Below are 1,183 nucleotides of genomic sequence, written 5' to 3'. Positions count from 1 at the left end.
CGTTGGGTACGTTGCGCTGGCTGACGGCGGGGGAGTCGCACGGTCCCGCACTGGTCGCGACGCTGGAGGGCCTGCCCGCCGGCGTTCCGGTGACCACGGAGGTGGTGGCCGACGCGCTGGCGCGCCGCCGGCTCGGTTACGGCCGCGGTGCCCGGATGAAGTTCGAGCGGGACGAGGTGACGTTCCTGGGCGGGGTGCGGCACGGTGAGTCGATGGGCAGCCCGGTGGCGGTCATGGTCGGCAACACCGAGTGGCCGAAGTGGGAGCAGGTCATGTCGGCGGATCCGGTGGATCCGCAGGTGCTGGCGGGGTTGGCCCGCAACGAGGCGCTGACCCGTCCGCGGCCGGGTCACGCGGACCTGGCGGGGATGCAGAAGTACTCGATCGACGAGGCGCGTCCGATCCTGGAGCGGGCCAGTGCCCGTGAGACGGCGGCCCGGGTGGCGCTCGGTGCCGTGGCGCGGGCGTACCTGCGGGAGACCTGCGGTATCGAGATCGTCAGCCATGTGGTCGAGCTGGCCGCGGCGAAGGCTCCGGCGGGGGTGTTGCCGCTGCCCTCGGACGAGGCGCGGCTGGACGCGGATCCGGTGCGTTGTCTGGATCCGGACGCGTCGAAGGCGATGGTCGCGGAGATCGACCGGGCGCACCGGGACGGTGACACCCTGGGTGGGGTGGTGGAGGTGTTGGCGTACGGCGTGCCGGTGGGTCTCGGTTCGCACGTGCACTGGGACCGTCGGTTGGACGCGCGGTTGGCCGCGGCGTTGATGGGGATCCAGGCGATCAAGGGTGTCGAGGTGGGTGACGGTTTCGAGCTGGCCCGGGTGCCGGGCTCGCTGGCGCATGACGAGATCGTGCCGACCGCGGACGGGGTCAGGCGTACTTCCGGCCGGTCGGGGGGTACCGAGGGTGGTCTGTCGACCGGTGAGCTGCTGCGGGTCCGTGCGGCGATGAAGCCGATCGCCACGGTGCCGCGTGCGTTGCGGACCCTGGACGTGCGGACCGGTGAGCCGGCCAAGGCGCATCACCAGCGGTCCGACGTCTGTGCGGTGCCGGCCGCGGGCATCGTCGCGGAGGCGATGGTGGCGCTGGTGCTGGCGGACGCGGTGAGCGAGAAGTTCGGTGGCGACCACGTGTCCGAGACCCGGCGCAACGTCCAGGGGTACCTGGACAACCTGATCGTCCG

General features: G+C 72.1%; 1 protein-coding gene. It reads left to right on the top strand.

The features are described 5' to 3' along the window. Positions 1–2: 2 nt before the first annotated feature. Positions 3–1,183, top strand: a 1,181-nt coding sequence (aroC, locus tag AB0J08_RS41710; RefSeq protein ID WP_360645460.1) for a chorismate synthase, incomplete at its 3' end; no start/stop codon positions are given.

It is taken from the genome of Kitasatospora sp. NPDC050463, from assembly GCF_040655255.1.
Lineage (GTDB): Bacteria > Actinomycetota > Actinomycetes > Streptomycetales > Streptomycetaceae > Kitasatospora.
This window is presented reverse-complemented; position numbering and strand designations above follow the sequence as displayed.